This is a genomic window from Stenotrophomonas sp. (genome assembly GCF_032103445.1).
Classification (GTDB): domain Bacteria; phylum Pseudomonadota; class Gammaproteobacteria; order Xanthomonadales; family Xanthomonadaceae; genus Stenotrophomonas.
Genome location: NZ_DAMDFR010000025.1, coordinates 35,546 through 53,748 on the forward strand (window position 1 = coordinate 35,546; position 18,203 = coordinate 53,748).

At 64.5% G+C, this 18,203-nt stretch carries 14 protein-coding genes and 9 tRNA genes (1 of these 23 cut by a window edge); 18 read left to right on the forward strand and 5 right to left on the reverse strand.

The genetic code is table 11. The features are described from left to right. Positions 1-57: 57 nt before the first annotated feature. From ppk1 to RT551_RS21575, 4 genes are all read right to left on the reverse strand, one after another. Entirely contained in the window at positions 58-2,142 is a 2,085-nt protein-coding gene (gene ppk1 / locus RT551_RS11060) for a polyphosphate kinase 1 (protein ID WP_313458539.1), read from the reverse strand. Then, entirely contained in the window at positions 2,139-3,476 is a 1,338-nt protein-coding gene (gene phoR, locus RT551_RS11065; protein ID WP_313458540.1) for a phosphate regulon sensor histidine kinase PhoR, read from the reverse strand. The genes ppk1 and phoR overlap by 4 nt, the downstream gene beginning before the upstream one ends. Before the next feature lie 5 nt (positions 3,477-3,481). Continuing rightward, positions 3,482-4,171: a phosphate regulon transcriptional regulator PhoB gene (gene phoB / locus RT551_RS11070; protein WP_313458543.1), complete on the reverse strand. Its 690-nt coding sequence runs from the start codon at positions 4,169-4,171 to the stop codon at positions 3,482-3,484. Positions 4,172-4,293: 122 nt separating this feature from the next. Next, a complete protein-coding gene (locus RT551_RS21575; protein ID WP_345785169.1) occupies positions 4,294-5,934 on the reverse strand; it encodes a M48 family metalloprotease in 1,641 nt (546 codons plus the stop codon). A gap of 155 nt (positions 5,935-6,089) precedes the next feature. Here RT551_RS21575 and grxC point away from each other — a divergent pair, with 155 nt between their 5' ends. The 3 genes from grxC to RT551_RS11095 all read left to right on the forward strand — a co-directional run bounded on the left by grxC (position 6,090) and on the right by RT551_RS11095 (position 7,943). Continuing rightward, positions 6,090-6,386 carry a glutaredoxin 3 gene (grxC, locus tag RT551_RS11085; RefSeq protein ID WP_313458545.1) on the forward strand — a complete coding sequence of 99 codons (297 nt, stop codon included), beginning with the start codon at positions 6,090-6,092 and terminating at the stop codon, positions 6,384-6,386. Beyond that, positions 6,383-6,775, forward strand: a complete 393-nt coding sequence (locus tag RT551_RS11090; protein WP_313458548.1) for a carboxymuconolactone decarboxylase family protein — start codon at positions 6,383-6,385, stop codon at positions 6,773-6,775. The genes grxC and RT551_RS11090 overlap by 4 nt, the downstream gene beginning before the upstream one ends. Positions 6,776-6,935: 160 nt before the next feature. Continuing rightward, the gene (locus RT551_RS11095) at positions 6,936-7,943 is read left to right on the forward strand and encodes an isocitrate dehydrogenase (protein ID WP_313458550.1); all 1,008 of its coding nucleotides are present in this window, start codon (positions 6,936-6,938) and stop codon (positions 7,941-7,943) included. A 124-nt stretch (positions 7,944-8,067) separates the two neighbouring features. On the opposite strand, the gene RT551_RS11100 is transcribed toward RT551_RS11095, so the two are convergent. Further along, entirely contained in the window at positions 8,068-8,826 is a 759-nt protein-coding gene (locus RT551_RS11100; RefSeq protein ID WP_313458552.1) for a Bax inhibitor-1/YccA family protein, read from the reverse strand. 196 nt (positions 8,827-9,022) lie between these two features. Here RT551_RS11100 and RT551_RS11105 point away from each other — a divergent pair. From RT551_RS11105 to RT551_RS11175, 15 genes are all read left to right on the forward strand, one after another. Continuing rightward, positions 9,023-9,099, forward strand: a tRNA-Pro gene (locus RT551_RS11105). Positions 9,100-9,140: 41 nt separating this feature from the next. Beyond that, positions 9,141-9,217: transfer RNA gene (locus RT551_RS11110), tRNA-Arg, on the forward strand. 125 nt (positions 9,218-9,342) lie between these two features. Continuing rightward, positions 9,343-9,419: transfer RNA gene (locus RT551_RS11115), tRNA-His, on the forward strand. 83 nt (positions 9,420-9,502) lie between these two features. Continuing rightward, positions 9,503-9,578, forward strand: a tRNA-Lys gene (locus tag RT551_RS11120). Between the two features lie 296 nt (positions 9,579-9,874). Then, positions 9,875-9,950 (forward strand) — tRNA-Lys (locus RT551_RS11125). A gap of 607 nt (positions 9,951-10,557) precedes the next feature. Beyond that, positions 10,558-10,929 carry a hypothetical protein gene (locus tag RT551_RS11130; RefSeq protein ID WP_313458555.1) on the forward strand — a complete coding sequence of 124 codons (372 nt, stop codon included), beginning with the start codon at positions 10,558-10,560 and terminating at the stop codon, positions 10,927-10,929. 141 nt (positions 10,930-11,070) lie between these two features. Further along, positions 11,071-11,155 (forward strand) — tRNA-Leu (locus tag RT551_RS11135). Positions 11,156-11,386: 231 nt separating this feature from the next. Next, on the forward strand, positions 11,387-12,682 hold the full coding sequence (gene tig / locus RT551_RS11140; RefSeq protein ID WP_313458557.1) for a trigger factor: 1,296 nt from the start codon (positions 11,387-11,389) through the stop codon (positions 12,680-12,682). A 69-nt stretch (positions 12,683-12,751) separates the two neighbouring features. Then, entirely contained in the window at positions 12,752-13,378 is a 627-nt protein-coding gene (clpP, locus tag RT551_RS11145; protein ID WP_282295106.1) for an ATP-dependent Clp endopeptidase proteolytic subunit ClpP, read from the forward strand. 126 nt (positions 13,379-13,504) lie between these two features. Next, complete coding sequence (clpX, locus tag RT551_RS11150; protein WP_313458559.1) at positions 13,505-14,794, forward strand: ATP-dependent Clp protease ATP-binding subunit ClpX; 1,290 nt, start codon at positions 13,505-13,507, stop codon at positions 14,792-14,794. 141 nt (positions 14,795-14,935) lie between these two features. Next, complete coding sequence (gene lon / locus RT551_RS11155) at positions 14,936-17,389, forward strand: endopeptidase La (protein WP_313458561.1); 2,454 nt, start codon at positions 14,936-14,938, stop codon at positions 17,387-17,389. A gap of 204 nt (positions 17,390-17,593) precedes the next feature. After that, positions 17,594-17,866, forward strand: coding sequence for an HU family DNA-binding protein (locus RT551_RS11160; RefSeq protein ID WP_311190343.1), 273 nt, complete (start codon positions 17,594-17,596; stop codon positions 17,864-17,866). A gap of 11 nt (positions 17,867-17,877) precedes the next feature. After that, positions 17,878-17,952 (forward strand) — tRNA-Val (locus RT551_RS11165). 31 nt (positions 17,953-17,983) lie between these two features. After that, positions 17,984-18,060 (forward strand) — tRNA-Asp (locus tag RT551_RS11170). An 88-nt stretch (positions 18,061-18,148) separates the two neighbouring features. Further along, positions 18,149-18,203 (forward strand) — tRNA-Asp (locus RT551_RS11175); it runs 122 nt beyond the window's last position.

Consider the following 18,203-nt stretch of genomic DNA (forward strand, 5'->3'; position numbering starts at 1 on the left):
CAGGCGGTGCTGAGGGCCGGCCAACGGCCGGCGCTACCCGGTTTGCAGATCTTCGATCTACAAACCTTGCATCAACGCCATCTGTGCCGAATGCGGCGGCTCGTCGTGGCCGGGGACGCACTTGCGGTACTCACCGTCGGCATGCAGTTCCCAGGCGTTGAGGTTGTCGTCCAGATAGTTCTGCAGCACCTCGCGGTAAACGCGACGGGCCAGCTCCGGGTCCAGGATCGGGAAGCAGGTTTCCACCCGGCGCAGCAGGTTGCGCTCCAGCCAGTCGGCGCTGGCGCAGTACAGCTCGGATGCACCGTCATTGCCGAACCAGTACACCCGGCTGTGTTCCAGGAAGCGACCGACGATCGAACGCACCCGGATGTTCTCCGATACCCCCGGCACGCCCGGGCGCAGGGTGCAGGCTCCGCGCACGATCAGGTCGATCTGCACGCCGGCCTGCGAGGCAGCGTACAGCGCACGCACCACCTGCGGTTCGTTCAAGGCATTCATCTTGGCGATGATCCGTCCCGGGCGGCCACTGGCGGCCAGCCGCATCTCGCGTTCGATCTTCTGCAGCAGCCCGTTATGAAGGGTGAACGGCGATTGCAGCAGGCGCTTCAGCCGGGTCTTCGGGGCCAGCCCGGACAGCTGCTGGAACAGCAGGTGCACGTCGTTGCCGATATCGGCATCGGCGGTGATCAGGCTCAGGTCGGTGTAGGCCCGCGCCGTGCCGCTGTGGTAGTTGCCGGTGCCCAGGTGCACATAGCGCCGAAGTTTGCGGCCTTCGCGGCGCACGATCAGCAGCATCTTGGCGTGGGTCTTGAAGCCCACCACGCCATACACCACCTGCACGCCGGCTTCCTGCAGGCGGTCGGCCAGGCCCAGGTTGGCCTCTTCGTCGAAGCGTGCACGCAGCTCCACCACCACGGTGACGTCCTTGCCGTTGCGCGCGGCCTGGATCAGGGCATCGACAATCTGCGAGTCCTTGCCGGTGCGGTAGAGGGTCTGCTTGATCGCCAGCACGTTGGGGTCCACGGCGGCCTGCTTGATCAGGTCCAGCACCGCGGTGAACGCATCGAACGGGTGGTGCAGCAGCACGTCCTTGTGCGCCACGGTCTCGAAAATACCGTCCGTGTCGCGCAGGGTGCGCGGACTCATCGGCGGGTACTTCAGCTCCGGGCGGGACAGCAGGTCATACAGCTGAATCACCCGGTTGAGGTTGACCGGGCCGTCGATGCGATACACCGCGTTTTCGGTGAGGCCGAAGTTCTGCAGCAGGGTGCGCACGATCTCGCGCGGGCAGTCGTGGGCGATCTCCAGCCGCACTGCCGGCCGGTAGCCACGATCCACCAGCTCATCGCGCAGGGCCAGTGCCAGGTTCTCCACTTCCTCCTCGTCCACCACCAGCTCGGAATTGCGGGTTACGCGGAACTGATAGGCCCCCTGCACCTCCATGCCCGGGAACAGCTCGTCCACGAACGTGGACAGCACCGAGGACAGGAACACATAGGTCTGCGCGCCGTTGCCCAGCGAATCGGGCAGCTGGATGATGCGTGGCAGCGAGCGCGGCGCGCGCACGATGGCCAGGTGACCGGCACGGCCGAATGCGTCGGTACCCTTGAGTACCACCACGATGTTCAGCGATTTGTTGAGGATCTTCGGGAACGGATGCGACGGGTCCAGGCCCAGTGGCGACAGCACCGGCATGATCTCGTTGCGGAAGTACGCCCGCAGCCAGCGCTTCTGGCGGTGGTTCCACGAGTGCCTGCCGAGCACGTCGATACCGGCGTCGTGCAGGGCAGGGCGCAGGGTTTCATTCCAGCAGCGGTACTGCTGGTCCACCAGTTCGGCGGCGCGGTCGTGGATCGCCCCCAGAATCGCCTGCGGGGTCATGCCGTCCGGTGCCGGCGGCAGGCCGAACTCCTGCGCATGACGTACGGCGGCGGCGCGGATCTCGAAGAATTCGTCGAGGTTGGTGCAGGAAATGCACATGAAGCGCAGCCGCTCCAGCACCGGCACCTGCGGGTCCATGGCCTGGGCCAGCACGCGGAAGTTGAAGTCCAGCTGCGACAGTTCGCGGTTGATGTACAGCGACGGCTCGCGCAGTGCGTCGGTGTCCGTCGGCAGTGCGATGGGAACAAGGGTGCTCATGCGGAGAAGTCTTCGGCAGTAGGAAGAGCGGCTTCGGTGCGCGCGCGCACGTGGTCGGCGTCAAAGTGGCACGAGAACGTGCTGCCCTTGCCGACTTCGCTCTGGATGTCCAGGCGTGCATGGTGCAGGCCCAGAATGTGTTTGACGATGGACAGGCCCAGCCCGGTGCCGCCGCTTTCGCGCGAACGGCTGCTGGATACGCGGTAGAAGCGCTCGGTCAGCCGCGGCAGGTGATTGGCCGGAATGCCGTAGCCGGTGTCGCGCACCGACAACACCACGCCCTGGCCTTCGCGTGCCAGCAGCACTTCGATGCGGCCGTCTGCCGGCGTGTAACGCACCGCGTTGGTGACCAGGTTGGAGAACGCGCTGTGCAGTTCCTTGGTCGAGCCCAGCAGGTCCACGCCGGCGGTGTCGGTCACGCTGATCTGATGCCGACCCTGGCTGTGTGCTTCCGCCTCGCGACGCAGGGTGGCCAGCATCGGGGCCATCGCCACGGTCTCTTCTTCGGTGTGTTCCTGCGACTCCAGCCGCGACAAGGTCAGCAGGTCTTCTACCAGCTGGGCCATGCGCTGGGACTGCTTGCGCATTTCCTCCAGCATCGGCCCGGTGCCCGGGAAATCCTCCGGGTCCATCATGTCCAGGTAGCCGTGCACCACGGTCAGCGGCGTGCGCAGTTCGTGCGACACATTGGCAACGAAGTCGCGGCGCACCTGTTCCAGGCGCAGCAGCTTGCTCACGTCGCGCGCGATCAGCAGCCAGTAATCCGCCGAGTAGGGGATCAGGCGCAGGTTCAGGCGGATCGCCGGGTCCACCGGCGACGGCACGTCCAGAATCGGTTCGGCGTTGCGCCCGCCAGCCAGCCAGTGCGCCAGCGGCATCGGCTGCAGCCGTTCCACCAGCGCCTCGCCCAGGTCACCCGGGTGATGCAGTCCGAGCAGGGAGGTGGCCGCTTCATTGAACCACTGCACGCGCTGGCTGTTGCGGTCCACCACCACCACCGCATCGGGAAGCGCGGCGGCAGCGGCGCGGTAGCTGCGCAGCATGTCGAGCAGGCGGCGCTTGCGCGTGCGCATTTCCACCTGGTTGCGGTACAGCACCCGGTCCAGTTCGTTCCACACCCCGGTGCCGCTGGCGGTCTCCCAGCGTTGGCGCGCGGTCAGCCGGCCCAGCACCCGGCGCAGCCGCCAGTAATGCCAGACCAGCGCGGCGATGGACACCAGCGCGATGCACATCCACACATGCCCGGTGGCGAGCCCCACCAGCACGGCGGCCAGCAGCAGAACGGCCAGGGTGGCAAGGGTCTTCAGCCAGGCGGAACGGATGTGACGTGGCATTGTGATCAGGTCGCGGTGGAGAACCGGTAACCCGCGCCGCGCACGGTCTGCACCATGTTCTCCGCACCAAACGGTTCCAGCGTCTTGCGCAGGCGGCGGATGTGCACGTCGATGGTGCGTTCTTCCACATACACGCTGCCGCCCCACACATGGTCGAGCAGCTGGGCGCGGGTATAGACGCGTTCGGGGTGGGTCATGAAGAAGTGCAGCAGGCGGTACTCGGTCGGGCCGATCGGAATCGGCTGGTCGCCGGCAAACACCCGGTGAGCGGCACCGTCGATGCGGATGCTGCCCACGGCCACACTGCCGTCTTCGTCATCCTCGCGGGCGCGGCGCATCACCGCACGGATGCGGGCAAGCAGTTCGCGCGCCGAGAACGGCTTGACCACATAGTCGTCCACGCCGGCCTCGAGCCCGCCGACGCGGTCGTTTTCCTCACCGCGCGCGGTCAGCATGATGATCGGCACCTCGCGGGTGAGGGCCTCCTTGCGCCAGCGCCGGGCCAGGTCCAGGCCGCTGGTGCCCGGCAGCATCCAATCCAGCAGGATCAGGTCCGGCACGCGGTCGGCGATGGCGGTCTGCGCCTCGCGCGCGTCACCGGCGTGGATGGGATCGTAATCGCCCTTGCGCAGGGCGAAGGCGACCATTTCGCGGATCGCGGGTTCGTCGTCGACGATCAGGATGCGTTTCTGCACGTGCCCACCGTAATGCTTATCAGACCGGGATGCTGCCCAGTAGACTACGGTTTCATGACAGGTTTGTGACCACCCTGGCGAGGGCGTTCATCGATGTGTCGCTTTCATGTCATCTTCACGCCCTATCGCCGCTCCAATTCCGGATCATTGATCCCCTGCCGGCGCATCTCCAGCACGGTCGGGGTGATGCTCTCGATCCGCGCATCCACCCGTGCCCGCCCCACGTAATCCAGCTCCGGCTGCTTCTTCAGCGCCTGCAGCTGCATCAGCGCCTGTTCCGGACGGCCGTTCAGGAACGCGGCCTCGGCATAGGCCTCGCTGGCGCGGATGCTGTCTCCGGCCAGCTCGCTGGCCCGCGCAAAGCGCTGCTGGAACACCGGGTCATTGCCACTCTGCGACAGCAGCGGCCGCAACATGGCCTGCGCGCGCTGGCCCGCCTCGCGGCCGCCCTGCTGGTTGAGCACGTCGGCATAGGTCAGCGCCACCGGCCGGCTGCCCGGGTGCTGCCGCAGCAGGGCGTCGAAGCGGGCATTAGCCTGGGCGGTCTGGCCCGCGCGCGATTCGGCTTCACCCAGCGCCAGGGCCACCCACAGGTTGTCCGGGTGGGTGCGCAGCAGTTCGGCCAGGTCCGTCCGCGCCTGCGCGGCACCGCCCGCACGCAGCCGGGCCAGCGCCAGTCCGTACTGCTGGGGGTCGGTCAAGCCGTTCTTCTGCGAACGCTGCAGGTTCTGATACTCGGTGGCAAGACTGTCCGGCGTATCCGCACTGAGAACGCGCAGGCGTTCGCGAGCCCAGTCGAACTGGCCGGAAGCCCCGCGGCTGAGCGTGTTCACCGAGAACTGCATGCCTGACGGCAGCAACGGATTGGTGCGCCGGACCAGCGGGTCGGACAGCGCCGGATCGGCCGGGTCCACCCGTTCCTTGAGCACGCCGGTCGGGGTCTGCGTGGTCAGCAGAACGGTGTCCTTCTTCATCTGCTCGGCGCGGGCCTTGGCCTCGCTGATGCGGGTGATGTTGACCGGGTGGGTCTGCAGGAAGTCCGGCACCGAGTAGCCGCCGGCGTTGCCGCGCATCGAGGCGGACATGCGCTCGAAGAACCCGGCCATGGCGTCGACGTCGTAGCCGCTGCGGGCCAGGGTACGGATGCCCAGCCGGTCGGCTTCGGATTCATTGCTGCGGGTGTAGTTGATCTGGCGCTGCTGCATCAGCCCCATGCCCGAGCTGATCGCCGCCATGGTCGCATCGCCCGAGGAATTGCCGCCGGCCTGCTGAGCAGCCACCACGGCGGCCAGCATGCCGAGCAAAATTGGAATCTGGTCGCGCTGGGCGCGCTCCACCCCCCGCAGCACGTGCTGCTGGGTGACGTGGGCGATTTCGTGCGACAGCACCGCGGCCACTTCGTCCTCACGCTCGGCAGTGAGCACCAGGCCGGCGTTCACCCCGATGTAGCCACCCAGGGTGGCGAATGCGTTGATCTGGCGGTCGCCCATCATGAAGAACGTGTAGGACTGGCGCGGCTGGGCGCTGTTGGAGCCCAGCCGGGTACCCATGGTCTGCAGCCACTCGTCCACCAGCGGGTCTTCCAGCAGCATTCCGTAGTTGCGCAGCTCGCGCAGCATCATCCCGCCGTATTCGGCCTGGCGCGCCGGGGTCAGCAGTTCGCCCGCTGACGAGCCGATGTCCGGCAGTTTGGTGTCCTGAGCCTGTGCCAGCGGCACGGCCAGGGCCAGGGTCAACGCGGCAGAGAGCAGCAGAAGGCGCAAGCGGAGCTCCGGAGCAGGCGGGTAGGGCGGGGCGTGCAGGCAGGGTGACAGGCGCTGTCGAAATCTGCCGTTAATCCACAGTGTTGCGGCGGTGGCATCGAAATTCCAGCGGGGCGATACCATATACAGACACTCGTTCCGCTGTGGAGTTTCCCGTGAGCCAAGATGTCGCTTCCAACCCGGGCGGGAAGCCGCCCATTACCATCTATTCCACCGCCGTCTGTCCGTACTGCGTGGCCGCCAAGAACTTCCTGAAGAGCAAGGGCGAGACCTGGACCGAGGTCCGCATCGACCTGGACCCGGCCGAGCGCGAAAAGATGATGGCCAAGACCCGTCGCACCAGCGTGCCGCAGATCTTCGTTGGTGACGTCCACGTGGGCGGTTTCGACGACATGATGGCGCTGCACCAGGCCGGCAAACTTGAGCCGCTGCTGAACGGAGAGCAGGCATGAGCGCGGCGGACGACGGCAGCAAGGACCGGATCGCCGAGTTCACCGAGTTCCGCAAGCGCATGAACGAGCGCATCCTCGGCGAGCCGAACCAGGTGGTGCGCCGCTTCTTCGCGCTGGACACCCAGACCTACCAGGCCGGCGCGCTGGATGTGAAGACCAAGGAGCTGCTGGGCCTGGTCGCCTCGATGGTGCTGCGCTGCGATGACTGCATCAGCTACCACGTGGCCCAGTGCAAAGAGGCGGGCGTGACCCGTGAAGAGTTCTTCGAGACCTTCTCGGTCGGCCTGGTGGTCGGCGGTTCCATCGTCATCCCGCACCTGCGCCGCGCCGTGGACTTCCTGGACCAGCTGGAAGGCGGTGCCGCTGCTCCGGACGCCCACGCGCATTGATGAACGGACGCCCGACCAACGGTCGGGCGCTACCGGTGTGGGACCTTTGTCTATTTGGGGTCATCCGCCCGGGTGGGGCATAATTGCAAGCGAAACTTCCCTTGCGCCGACGTATCGGACATCCGATCCCGGCGCTCCCCCTGGTTCGGAATAGATATCAATGACGCAGAAAATCACGGTCATCCGCGGTGACGGCATCGGCCCGGAAATCATGGACGCCACGCTCTTCGTGCTCGACAAGCTGAACGCCGGGCTGGAATACGAAGAAGCCGACGCGGGCCTGGTCGCCCTGGAAAAGCACGGCGACCTGATGCCGGCCTCCACCCTGGAATCGATCGCCCGCAACAAGATCGCCCTGAAGAGCCCGCTGACCACGCCGGTCGGTGGCGGCTTCACCTCGATCAACGTCAGCCTGCGTCGTCATTTCGACCTGTACGCCAACGTCCGTCCGGCTACTTCGTTCCCGAACACCAAGTCGCGTTTCGGCGACGGCGTGAACCTGATCACCGTGCGTGAGAACACCGAAGGTGCGTACCTGGCGGAAGGCCAGGAAGTCTCGGCGGACGGCGAAACCGCGTTCTCCGGCACCCGCATCACCCGCAAGGGTTCGGACCGCATCGTCCGGTACGCCTTCGAGCTGGCCCGCAGCACCGGCCGCAAGAAGGTCACCGCGGTGCACAAGGCCAACATCATCAAGTCGACCTCGGGCCTGTTCCTGAATGTCGCCCGTGAAGTCGCTGCCGAGTACCCGGACATCGAGTTCCAGGAAATGATCGTCGACAACTGCTGCATGCAGCTGGTGATGCGTCCGGAACAGTTCGACATCATCGTCACCACCAACCTGTTCGGCGACATCATCTCCGACCTGTGCGCCGGCCTCGTCGGCGGCCTGGGCCTGGCCCCGGGTGCCAACATCGGCAAGGACGCGGCGATCTTCGAAGCCGTGCACGGCACTGCGCCGGACATCGCCGGCCAGGGCAAGGCCAACCCCTGCGCGCTGCTGCTGGCTGCTGCGCAGATGCTGGACCACATCGGCCAGCCGGAAAACGCCGAGCGCCTGCGCAAGGCCATCGTGGCCACGCTGGAAGCCAAGGACTCGCTGACCGGCGACCTCGGCGGCACCGGCAACACCATGGGCTTCGCCCAGGCCATCGCCAGCCGTCTGTAATCGGCCGCGCGCGTAGAGCCGGGCTTGCCCGGCTTGCATGAAAAAGGCACCCGCGAGGGTGCCTTTTTCGTTCGCAGGGTGTCCCGGTAGCGCCGGCCGTTGGCCGGCATCCCGGGATGTCGGATCAACGCTGCTGGATCTTCGACAGCAGGCGCAGGAACTCCACATACAGCCACACCAGCGTCACCATCAGGCCGAACGCGCCGTACCACTCCATGTACTTCGGTGCGCCGGCTTCCACGCCGCTTTCGATGAAGTCGAAGTCCAGCACCAGGTTCAGCGCGGCCACCACCACCACGAACAGGCTGAAGGCAATGCCCAGCCAGCTGGCTTCATGGATCACCGGCACGTTGATGTTGAAGAAGCCCAGCACGAACGAGGCCAGGTAGAGCAGGGCGATGCCGCCGGTGGCCGCCACCACGCCCAGTTTGAAGTTCTCGGTGGCCTTGATGATGCCGCTGCGATAGGCGAACAGCAGGGCGAACAGGGTGCCGAAGGTCAGCAGCACCGCCTGGAACACGATGCCCGGGAAGCGCATTTCAAAGATCGCCGAGATCGCGCCCAGGAAGAAGCCTTCCACCAGCGCGTAGGCCGGAGCCGTCACCGGCGACCATTCTTTCTTGAACACCGTCACCAGGGCCAGGATCAGGCCGCCCACCGCACCGCCGATGGCGTACAGCTTGGCGGCGGGATTGATCTGCCCGTCGATGCCGACGGTCTGGCTCCAGGCGAAGGCGGCGGTCAGCACGGTCAGCAGCAACAGGATGCCGGTCTTGTTGACCGTGCCGTTGAGGGTCATGGCCTGGTCCGGCCGGGCAACGACGGCCCCGCTGGACAGGTCCAGGAACGTCGATTCGGAAAGGGCGGGGTTGCCGCTGCGCATTGCCAATCTCCTTGAAAGGTGTGGATGGAGGCCGTCCGGCCGCTGGCCCGAGCATAGTGGAGCGGGCGGTCTGTCGGCTACCGCAGCCACCTGCTGAGCGACGTTTGTGAAAATTTGTGTGAAAACCGTTGACAGATGCCTCGCCGGTTCCCAAAATAGCCGACTCTTTCGGGGGCAACCTCGAGGGATTTACCGCCGGGGTATAGCGCAGTCTGGTAGCGCGCCTGCTTTGGGAGCAGGATGTCGGGGGTTCGAATCCCTCTACCCCGACCAATCTGCTCAAAACGGGATTGGAATGCGACAATCCGGCATGAGCGCCCGTAGCTCAACTGGATAGAGCACCGGCCTTCTAAGCCGGCGGTTACAGGTTCGATTCCTGTCGGGCGCGCCATCTGGCGCATGCGTCAGGGAAGGTAGGTAGTGACACGCCATGCGTGTCATCGACCAGCCAGGAAGGAATGTAGAGCCACGCCCTGCGTGGCTTCGACAAACCGACAGGATTCAAAGGTTTCAGTGGTGGCTGTAGCTCAGTTGGTTAGAGTACCGGATTGTGATTCCGGTGGTCGGGGGTTCGAATCCCCTCAGCCACCCCACTGTTTCAAAGCCAGGTGCGCCGAAGGCGCTTCCGGGTTGCAGAAAAAGGCGAAATCGTTACAATGATCGCCTGAGTTTTTCAGGGCTGTTAGCTCAGTTGGTAGAGCAGTTGACTCTTAATCAATAGGTCCAAGGTTCGAATCCTTGACAGCCCACCAAGACAGAAGCCGCCGGATACGTCCGGCGGCTTTTTTCTTGCGTGCGATCTGGCATGTGCAGCCACGCAGGGCGTGGCTCTACGCGGTGGCGTGGACGGTGGGCACGACGCGCATGGCGCGTCGCTACGGGATGTGGACCGGTAGGGTCGATCGACAGACGACCGCCGATATCGCCGCCGGGTTCTTTAATGCACGGACCCCGGAACGGAGAAGGCTTTTCGCGACACAATCCGCCAGCAAAAAAAAACGCTTGCAACCCAATGTCGCAATGCGTCATAATTCGCCTCCCGATTTTCGGGCTGTTAGCTCAGTTGGTAGAGCAGTTGACTCTTAATCAATAGGTCCAAGGTTCGAATCCTTGACAGCCCACCAAGACAGAAGCCGCCTGGTTTGCCAGGCGGCTTTTTTCTTGCCTGCGGTCAGCCATCGCGCAGCCACGCAGGGCGTGGCTCTACGCGTGCTGTGGGCGTGGTCGGCACGACGCGCATGGCGCGTCGCTACGCGATGCGATACATGTGCAATGGCGTTTGCGCAATGCCGGTCGGGTAGAGTCGGTCGATAGACGACTACCGATAGCCTGTCCCGATGCTTTAACGCATGGCCCCGGCCGAAGCGGCGGCTTTCCCGAAGGAAATGCTAGTCTCGTGCCTGGTCCCTTCAGCGGTCAGGCATCCGGTGGTCTACTCCCGCCCCAACGTCTTGCGCCAGTGGTCTTCCGACGATCCCGCAGGGGAGCTCCATCAGCTCTCTGTGCTGGACGACCAGACGGTCTGCTGTGCCTATGGTCGATATGCCCACTCATCGGGTTCGACAACATGTTCCTGGTTGGAGTTCATCGAGGGTCGGCTCGATGGCGTTGTCCTGCAGGCGCATGGTGCTGTCACGCTTGCCCAGGCGCGGGATTTCGTCGTGAATGCAGCACGCGCTGCGTAAGCTCCTGATCTGTAGCGCGTCCGTCAACACAGAGCAGTAACTTCCGATGCAATTCGTCCGCTCCAATGGCTACCTTACGGTGATCCGGATCACCGGTCCCAAGCACAACCTCCTGGGTCTGCGGATTGGCGAGCCTGTGACTTCCCGTCCCGTCTGCGAGCGTCTGCCGCCCGTGGGCTGCTGCAAGCACGGCGAGCTGGATGAGGAGCACCTCGTCGATGCGGTGCTGGAGGGAGTTGAGGCGGCGAATGCGGAACTTGGTGCCGCGTACCGCGTGTCGCATGTTCGATATGTTGAGGACGACTCTCCGCCCGTGCGCACCTACACATTGCTGGCGTATCGGGTCGTGCGGCACCTGCATGCGGGTGGCGTGTTTGTTGATGGTGTGCAGGCGGCAGGCGTGCCCCAGGTCGATTGACGGGTCTGCTCGTTCGGGTGGTCAAGGTGCTCCGTTTCCATGTCATGCGTTAAAGAGCGTGGAGCCGATATCGGCCGTCGTCTGTCGATCGACGCTACCAAAGGGCGGCGGCTGCCCAATTCCCCTATAATCCCGCCCTGCGCGAAAGTGGCGGAATTGGTAGACGCCCTGGATTTAGGTTCCAGTGCCGCAAGGCGTGGGGGTTCGAGTCCCCCCTTTCGCACCACAGACCCGGCTGGGGCCGGGCTGTTCGAGGGCACGTCCCGCCTGACGGGAGACGGCTGGCCCACCCTGAACGGGGGTCCGGATTGACGCTTCCGGCCCTGTGCTGGCGGCGCTGCCCGATATCGGCCAAACTACAGGGCTGCGGCGGGATTGTGCGTCCACGGTCCCGTCTCCAAAACCCGTTTCATTCACATCAGTGCCGGGGGCCGCGCCACCGGTGGCAGGAGTCAACATGCAAGCTTCGATCGAATCCACCGGCAATCTGGAACGCCGCCTGACCTTCTCGCTGCCGGAAGACCGCCTGCAGACGCACATCAGCGGTCGCCTGGGCGAAATCGCCCGCACCGCGCGCATCAAGGGCTTCCGCCCGGGCAAGGTGCCGGCCAAGGTGATCGAACAGCGCTTCGGCGCGCAGGTGCGCAACGAAGCGCTGGACGGCCTGCTGCGTGAAACCTTCGATGCCGCCGTGCGCGAGCACGACCTGCGCATCGCCGGTGCCCCGCGCATCGACAAGGGCGACGAAGGCGAGTTCTCCTTCGTGGCCACCGTGGAACTGATCCCGGACTTCGGCGACGTCGACGTCAGCAAGCTGACCGTCGTGCGCCACACCGCCGAAATCTCCGATGCCGACATCGACCAGATGATCACCAACCTGCGCGAACAGCGCCGCAGCTGGAGCCCGGTCACCCGCGGCGCCCAGGACGGCGACCTGGTCGCGCTGGAAACCTTCTCGCAGGCGGGCGATGAGCGCCTGCCGGCCGAAGGCACCGAAAAGGGCAGCGTGGTCATCGGCCAGGGCATGATGTTCGACCAGATCGAAAAGGGCCTGGTCGGCCTGGCCAAGGGTGAAGAAAAGACCCTGGACGTCGAATTCCCGGCCGACTGGCGCGTTCCGGCCCTGGCCGGCAAGCAGGTCAAGGTGACCGTGAAGGCCGTGGACGTGTCCGAGCCGGTGTTGCCGGAAGTGGACACCGACTTCATCAAGAGCTTCGGCGTGAAGGGCGGCGACCTGGAGCAGTTCCGCAAGGACATCCGCGCCAACCTCGAGCGCGAGCTGAAGGGCGCGCTGATGAACCGTCTGCGCCGCGAAGTCGGCGAGCAGCTGATCGCCGCCTACGCCTCGGTGGAAATGCCGCCGCGCCTGGTCGAGAACGAAGCCCGCGCCATGCTGGCCCAGCAGGTCGAGCAGATCCGCCGCAGCGGCCGCAACCCGGGTGACGTCCCGGCGGACGCCCACGAAGGCTTCAAGGACGCCGCTGCGAAGCGCGTGCTGGTCGGCCTGCTTGTCGGCGAAGTGGCCCGCAAGAACGACCTGCGCCTGGATCCGAAGCGCCTGAACGAAACCATGCGCCTGATCGCTTCGACCTACGAAGAGCCGGAACAGGTCATTGAGATGTACCGCAACGACCCCCAGCTGATGAGTGGTCTGCAGAACCGCGTGATGGAAGAGCAGGTGATCGACTGGATCGCCGAGCGCGCCCAGCACACCGAGCAGGCCCTGTCGTTCCAGGACGCCATCCGCCAGTAAGCGGGCGGCGTCACAGGCCCCGCGCTCCGGCGCGGGGCGTTTTCCCCCTACTCAATAGGTGCCCCAGTAATGGACAACGTAACCAAAGCCCTGAACATGGTGCCGATGGTGGTCGAACAGACCAGCCGCGGCGAGCGCGCCTATGACATCTATTCGCGCCTGTTGAAGGAGCGTCTGATCTTCCTGGTCGGTCCGATCGACGACCACATGGCCAACGTGGTGGTGGCGCAGCTGCTGTTCCTGGAAGCGGACAATCCGGAAAAGGACATCAGCATCTACATCAACTCGCCGGGTGGCGTGGTCACCGCAGGTATGGCCATTTACGACACCATGCAGTACATCAAGCCGGACGTGAGCACCATCTGCGTCGGCCAGGCCGCCTCGATGGGCGCGCTGCTGCTGGCGTCGGGCGCGGCCGGCAAGCGCTATGCGCTGCCGAACTCGCGGGTGATGATCCACCAGCCGCTGGGTGGCTTCCAGGGCCAGGCCACGGACATCGACATCCATGCCCGTGAAATCCTGACCCTGCGTTCGCGTCTGAACGAAGTGCTGGCCAAGCACACCGGACAGTCGCTGGAAACCATCGCCCGCGATACCGAGCGTGACAACTTCAAGAGCGCCGCCGACGCCGTGGCCTACGGCCTGGTGGACCAGGTGCTCGAGCGTCGCCCGGAAGAGTCGATCACCCCGGCGTAACGGTAGTGCCAGGCCGGGCGACCGGCCTGTTTCCGCGGGGTCGGGCTGGACTGGTGTCCACCCGGCCCTGTGCTATTCTCGAATCGAACCCCCGTTCAGCGGGTGGGGTAACTGGGTAAGCGAAGCATGAGCGAAGACCGCCAAGGTCGTTCCACGGACACCGGCAAGATCCTCTACTGCTCCTTCTGCGGAAAGAGCCAGCATGAGGTGCGCAAGCTGATTGCGGGCCCGAGCGTGTTCATCTGCGATGAGTGCGTGGAGCTGTGCAACGACATCATCCGCGAAGAACTTGAGGAAAAGGCGCAGTCGGCGCGCAGTTCGCTGCCGAAGCCGCGCGAGATCCTCGAGGTCCTCGACCAGTACGTCATCGGCCAGAATCGCGCCAAGCGCACGCTGGCGGTGGCGGTGTACAACCATTACAAGCGCATCGAGAGCCGCCAGAAGAACGACGACGTCGAACTGGCCAAGTCGAACATCCTGCTGGTCGGTCCGACCGGTTCGGGCAAGACCCTGCTGGCTGAAACCCTGGCCCGCCTGCTCAATGTGCCGTTCACCATGGCTGACGCCACCACGCTGACCGAAGCCGGTTACGTGGGCGAGGACGTGGAAAACATCATCCAGAAGCTGCTGCAGAAGTGCGACTACGACGTCGAGAAGGCGCAGCAGGGCATCGTCTACATCGATGAAATCGACAAGATCTCGCGCAAGAGCGAGAACCCGTCGATCACCCGCGATGTGTCCGGCGAAGGCGTCCAGCAGGCCCTGCTGAAGCTCATTGAAGGCACCGTGGCCAGCGTGCCGCCGCAGGGCGGTCGCAAGCACCCGCAGCAGGAATTCCTGCAGGTCGACACCAAAAACATCCTGTTCATCTGCGGCGGCGCGTTCGCCGGGCTGGACAAGGTGATCCACGCCCGCTCCAACGACGCCGGCGGCATCGGCTTCGGGGCCAAGGTGAAGAGCTCCGAGCGCAAGCAGGAAGTGGGCAAGGTGCTGGCTGAGGTCGAGCCGGAAGATCTGATCAAATTCGGTCTGATTCCCGAGTTCGTTGGCCGTCTGCCGGTGGTGGCCACGCTGGAAGAACTGGACGAAGCGGCCCTGGTCAGGATCCTGACCGAGCCGAAGAACGCCATCACCAAGCAGTTCAAGAAGCTGTTCGAGATGGAGCACGTCGAGCTGGAGTTCCGTCCGGACGCCCTGTCGGCCATTGCCCGCAAGGCGCTCAAGCGCAAGACCGGTGCCCGTGGCCTGCGGACCATCGTCGAATCGGTCCTGCTGGACACCATGTACGACCTGCCTTCGGCCGAAAACGTCAGCAAGGTGGTGGTGGATGAATCGGTGATCGAACACAAGTCCGAGCCCTACCTGATCTACCAGACCCCGCCCGCCCCTGAACAGAAGGCGGCCGGTGCTGAATAATCATTCAACCGTTTGAATTGAATGATTTTTTTCAGAGCAGCTTGCATCCTGATGCCGATGGCCCCATAACGGGGCCATCGGCTTTTTTGTATCCGGGTGAAGCTGCCCGGAGGCCATCCCCACTGTTCCATTGGAGCCCCTATGGCCCGTTCCCCAAGTGAGACTCTCGACCTGCCGGTTCTGCCGCTGCGTGACGTGGTGGTGTTCCCGCACATGGTCATTCCGCTGTTCGTCGGTCGTGACAAGTCCATGCATGCCCTGGAGCAGGCCATGGTCGCCGACAAGCGCATCCTGCTGCTGGCGCAGAAGTCGGCTGAAACCGACGATCCGGCCGCAGCCGATCTCTACCAGGTCGGCACGCTGGCCCAGGTGCTGCAGTTGCTGAAGCTGCCCGACGGCACCATCAAGGTGCTGGTTGAAGGCCTGGCGCGCGTCAACGTCACCCAGGTCACCGAGCGCGACGGCGCGCTGCACGGCGTGGGCCAGGAGATCGAATCCGACGACGCCCGCGAACCGCGCGAAGTCGAGGCCATTGCGCGCTCGCTGATGTCGCTGTTCGAACAGTACGTCAAGACCAACCGCAAGCTGCCGCCGGAGCTGCTTCAGACCCTGTCCGGCATCGATGAGCCGGCGCGTCTGGCTGACACCATCGCCGCCCACATCAGCGTGCGCCTGGCTGACAAGCAGCGCCTGCTGGAAACCCTGCAGACCAGCGAACGGCTGGAAATGCTGGTCGGCCTGGTCGATGGCGAGATCGACGTGCAGCAGATGGAAAAGCGCATCCGCGGCCGCGTGAAGTCGCAGATGGAAAAGAGCCAGCGCGAGTACTACCTCAACGAGCAGATGAAGGCCATCCAGAAGGAACTGGGCGACCTCGATGACGCGCCCGGCGAGATGGACGAGCTGGCCCGCAAGATCGCCGAGGCCGGCATGCCCAAGCCGGTGGAAACCAAGGCCAAGGCCGAGCTGACCAAGCTCAAGCAGATGTCGCCGATGTCGGCTGAAGCCGCCGTCGTGCGCAACTACCTGGACTGGCTGCTGGGCGTGCCGTGGAAGAAGCGCACCAAGGTCCGCAAGGACCTCAAGGTCGCCCAGGACACCCTCGATGCCGACCACTTCGGCCTGGACAAGGTCAAGGACCGCATCCTGGAATACCTCGCGGTGCAGTCGCGGGTGAAGCAGATGAAGGGCCCGATCCTGTGCCTGGTCGGTCCGCCGGGCGTGGGCAAGACCTCGCTGGGTCAGTCCATCGCCAAGGCCACCAACCGCAAGTTCGTGCGCATGTCGCTGGGCGGCGTGCGCGATGAAGCGGAAATCCGCGGGCACCGTCGCACCTACGTCGGCTCGATGCCGGGTCGCATCGTGCAGAACCTCAACAAGGTCGGCAGCAAGAACGCGCTGTTCGTGCTCGATGAAATCGACAAGATGTCGATGGACTTCCGTGGCGACCCGTCGTCGGCGCTGCTGGAAGTGCTCGACCCCGAACAGAACAACGCGTTCAACGACCACTACCTGGAAGTGGACCTGGACCTGTCCGAAGTGATGTTCGTGGCGACCTCCAACTCGCTCAACATCCCCGGCCCGCTGCTGGACCGCATGGAAGTGATCCGCATCCCGGGTTACACCGAGGATGAAAAGCTCAACATCGCCATGCGCTACCTGGTGCCCAAGCAGCTCAAGGCCAACGGCCTGAAGCCGGAGGAACTGGAGATCGCCAGCGACGCCATCCAGGACGTGGTGCGTTACTACACGCGCGAATCGGGCGTGCGTAACCTCGAGCGCGAAATCGCCAAGATCTGCCGCAAGGTGGTCAAGGAAATCGCGCTGGCCGGCCCGCAGCCGGCGGCCAAGGCGAAGAAGGGCGCACGCAAGGCCAAGGCGCTGGTCACGGTCAACAGCAAGAACCTGGACAAGTACCTGGGCGTGCGTCGCTTCGACTTCGGCCGTGCCGAAGAACAGAACGAAATCGGCCTGGTCACCGGGCTTGCCTGGACCGAAGTCGGCGGCGACCTGCTGCAGATCGAATCCACCCTGGTGCCGGGCAAGGGCGCGCTGATCCTGACCGGTCAGCTGGGCAACGTGATGAAGGAATCGGCGTCGGCGGCGCTGTCGGTGGTGCGTTCGCGCGCGGTCGGCTTCGGCATCGACCCCGAGTTCCTGCAGAAGCACGACGTGCACGTGCACGTGCCTGATGGTGCTACGCCGAAGGACGGCCCCAGTGCCGGCATCGCCATGGTCACCTCGCTGGTGTCGATGCTGACCAAGGTGCCGATCCGGGCCGATGTCGCCATGACCGGCGAGATCACCCTGCGCGGTCGTGTCACCGCCATCGGCGGGCTCAAGGAGAAGCTGCTGGCCGCCCTGCGCGGTGGCATCCGCACCGTCATCATCCCCGAGGAGAACCGCAAGGACCTGGCCGACATTCCGGCCAACGTCACCCGCGACCTCGAGATCGTGCCGGTGAAGTGGATCGAAGAGGTGCTGGACATCGCCCTGGAGACGCCGCTGACCCCGAAGAAGGCCAAGAAGGCAAAGCCGCCGGTCGCGGTTCGCAGCCGTGGCAAGACAGCTTCCAACGCGCGCGTCAAGCACTGACGCGCGTAGCTGAACCCTCTGAAACCCGCGTCGTTATTGGCTTTTCAGCTTGCGTGGGGTAGGGGGCACTGGTATAAAAGCACCACTCGCAAGTGAGCACATTGCTGACTGGGGCGAACGAATCACGGGCATCCGGGCAGCACGACCGGTTCGGATGCATCACTGTCTAACACGCGGAAATCCCCGCCAAAGGAGCTGTACAGAATGAACAAGACCGAATTGATCGACGCCGTGGCTGAAAACGCCGACCTGACCAAGGCCGAAGCCAACCGCGCCGTCGATGCAGTCGTTGCTGCCATCACCAAGGCACTGAAGGGCGGCGACGCCGTGACCCTGGTGGGCTTCGGTACGTTCCAGGTGCGCGACCGCGCTGCCCGTACCGGCCGCAACCCGAAGACCGGCGACACCATCAAGATCGCTGCTTCGAAGAATCCGTCGTTCAAGGCTGGCAAAGCCCTGAAGGATGCCGTAAACTAAGCGGCTTGCTGGGGTGCTTAGCTCAGCGGTAGAGCGTCTCCTTTACACGGAGAGGGTCGGGGGTTCGAAACCCTCAGCACCCACCAGGCACTGCCAGTAGATGGTTTTTGAAAGTGTGGAGCGGTAGTTCAGCTGGTTAGAATGCTGGCCTGTCACGCCGGAGGTCGCGGGTTCGAGTCCCGTCCGCTCCGCCAGTTTCAAAAAAATCCTCGAAAAGTGTTAATTCGGGGTAGGTTTTCTTCACATCTTCGGATATGATGAGCGCCTGCAAAGTTTCAGCGCGGAGCGGTAGTTCAGCTGGTTAGAATGCTGGCCTGTCACGCCGGAGGTCGCGGGT